At 69.1% G+C, this 2,554-nt stretch carries 3 protein-coding genes and 1 pseudogene; all 4 read right to left on the bottom strand.

Annotated elements, in window-relative coordinates:
- Positions 1-181, bottom strand: a pseudogene (locus tag JWP28_RS14800) (SMP-30/gluconolactonase/LRE family protein); the annotation flags it as partial.
- A 44-nt stretch (positions 182-225) separates the two neighbouring features.
- A complete protein-coding gene (locus JWP28_RS14795) occupies positions 226-744 on the bottom strand; it encodes a dihydrofolate reductase (protein ID WP_299544045.1) in 519 nt (172 codons plus the stop codon).
- Positions 745-768: 24 nt separating this feature from the next.
- Positions 769-1,614, bottom strand: coding sequence for a thymidylate synthase (locus JWP28_RS14790; protein WP_299544043.1), 846 nt, complete (start codon positions 1,612-1,614; stop codon positions 769-771).
- An 80-nt stretch (positions 1,615-1,694) separates the two neighbouring features.
- A complete protein-coding gene (locus JWP28_RS14785; protein ID WP_299544042.1) occupies positions 1,695-2,237 on the bottom strand; it encodes a DUF924 family protein in 543 nt (180 codons plus the stop codon).
- Positions 2,238-2,554 lie beyond the last annotated feature (317 nt).

The raw sequence follows: 2,554 nt of genomic DNA, 5'->3' as shown, positions 1-2,554 counted from the left end.
CCGGGCCGATGGCCGCCCCGTTGGGGCCGCCGCCGGTCTCGACCAGGGTTTCCTTCTTGCCGTCGGGGCTGACGCGGGTGAGCCGCTGGCCCTTGATCTCGGTAAGGACGACCGAGCCGTCGGCCATGGCGATCGGGCCTTCGGGGAACTCGAAACCCTCGGCGACCAGCTGCATGTCCATGACGCGTCCCTCCCGTTCTTGTTGGCAGCGACCATAGCGAAGGATCAGCGGCGTTCCAGCACCCGGATGGTGAAGGGATAGTCGTCGTCCTCGCCGGCGGGGTAGGGCCTGGCGCTGACCTCGCGCCAGCGGGTCTCGTCGATGGGGGAGAGCGTCACGTCGCCCTCCACCTCGGCGTCGATGTCGGTGAGGTAGATGCGGCCAGCCTTGGCCAGCGCCAGCTCGAACAGCGAGGCGCCGCCGATCACGCAGACCTCGCGCGCGCCGTCTTCCTCCGCCTGCTCGCGGGCGATGGACACGGCCTCGCCGAACTCCTCGCAGACCACCGCGCCCTTGGGCTCGAATGAGCCGTCGCGGGAGAGCACGATGTTGGTGCGGCCGACCAGCGGCTTCTTCGGCAGGCTGTCCCAGGTCCGGCGGCCCATGATCACCGGCTTGCCCATGGTCACGGCGCGGAAGTTGGCGAGGTCGGTCTTGAGGCGCCAGGGCAGGCCGCCGTCCTTGCCGATGACGCCGTTCTTGGCGCGGGCGATGGGGCCGGCGGTGAGGGTGATGGGGGGCATGGCTAGGCCATACCATCAGGGGGGTCAGACCGCGATGGGCGCCGGGATCGAGGGGTGCGCGCGGTAGCCTTCCAGCAGGAAATCCTCGAACTCGAAGGCGAAGAGGTCGTCGCGCGGGGCGATGCGCATGACCGGCAGCGGCAGGGGCTCGCGGGAAAGCTGCTCGCGGGCCTGGTCGAGGTGGTTCAGGTAGAGGTGGGCGTCGCCGAGGGTGTGGACGAACTCGCCGGGCTCAAGGCCGGTGACTTGCGCCACCATAAGCGTGAGCAGGGCGTAGCTGGCGATGTTGAACGGCACGCCGAGGAACACGTCGGCCGAGCGCTGGTAGAGCTGGCAGGACAGTTTCCCATCCGCCACGAAGAACTGGAACAGACAGTGGCAGGGCGGCAGCGCCATGTCCTCCACCTCGGCCGGGTTCCAGGCCGAGACGATGTGGCGGCGGCTGGTGGGATTGGTCTTCAGGCCCTCCACAACGGCGGCGATCTGGTCGATCACCCGGCCGTCGGGCGCGGTCCAGGAGCGCCACTGCTTGCCGTAGACCGGGCCGAGCTCTCCAGCGTCGTCGGCCCACTCGTTCCAGATGGAGACCCCGCGCTCCTGCAGCCAGCGGACGTTGGTGTCGCCGCGCAGGAACCACAGCAGCTCCAGGATGATCGACTTCCTGTGCAGCTTCTTGGTGGTCAGCAGCGGGAAGCCCCGGGCCAGGTCGAAGCGCATCTGCCGGCCGAACACGCCCAGCGTGCCCGTGCCGGTGCGGTCGCCGCGCTCGACCCCATTGGCCAGGACATCGGCGAGCAGGTCGAGGTACTGGCGCTCCGGATGGTCCGGGGCGGCCTGGTAGAGCGGGGCGATGGCGGCGTGGGCGTTCATGGAAAGCTCCAGATAGGAAGCGTGCCGTGATTCGCGAACTGATTCGTCCCTCCGACGATTCGCTGTCCACAGTTCAAAGTTCACCCCGCGAACCCGCCCTCGTCGAGGAATTCCTGCTCTTCCGGCGTCGTCTGGCGGCCCAGCGCGCGGTTGCGGTGCGGGAAGCGGCCGAAGCGGACGATGATGTCGCGGTGCAGGGCGGCCCACTTGAGGTTGTCGGCGTCGCCGGCCTCCGCGCAGAGCGCCAGCGAGTAGTCCTGGTCGGTCAGGTCCTCGGAATGCTCGAAGGGCAGGTAGAAGAAGTTGCGCAGGACCGGCTCGACCTTGCGGTCGAAACCCTGCTCGATGGCCGGGCGGGCGATGGAGCGGGCCTTGGGGTCGGGGGCGAAGGCGTGGGCCGAGCCGCGGTAGAGGTTACGGGGGAACTGGTCGAGCAGGATGACCAGCGCCAGGCAGCCCTCGGCGCTGTCGGCCCAGGCGTCGTACTCGCCGCGGGCGGCGCGGTGATGGGTGGGCTCGAACTTCAGGCGGACCGCCTCGTCGAAGGCGGTAAGCTTCTTGAACCACTTGGCCGGCCCGGCCTGACGCCAGAAACCGATCACGTCGTTGGGGATCGCGGTCACCGATGCGGTCCTCGTCTGCGGCCTTGCGCCGATGTTTCGGGCGTTGTTCCGTTCAAGCGCGGTTCAGGCGGCGCGGCAATAGTGCTGAAACGAAGGACGCAATCCATCAGGGCGGAACCGCCCTCGGGACCGAAACATATGAAGACCACACTCACTGCCTTGACGCTTCTGCTGTTCGCCGGCGCAGCCACGGCCGCCCTGGCGCAGGAGCGCGAGCAAGACCGCGGCGGCGACCGCCCGCAGGTCCACCAGGGCGGACCGCGCGGCGACGCCGGCGGCGGGCCGCATCGGCAATTCACCCCGCAGGCCGCTCCGCC

Origin of the sequence: Phenylobacterium sp. (genome assembly GCF_028290885.1) — a bacterium.
GTDB lineage: Bacteria > Pseudomonadota > Alphaproteobacteria > Caulobacterales > Caulobacteraceae > Phenylobacterium.
Note: the sequence above shows the minus strand (reverse complement) of the source record. Positions and strands in the feature narration are given on the sequence as shown.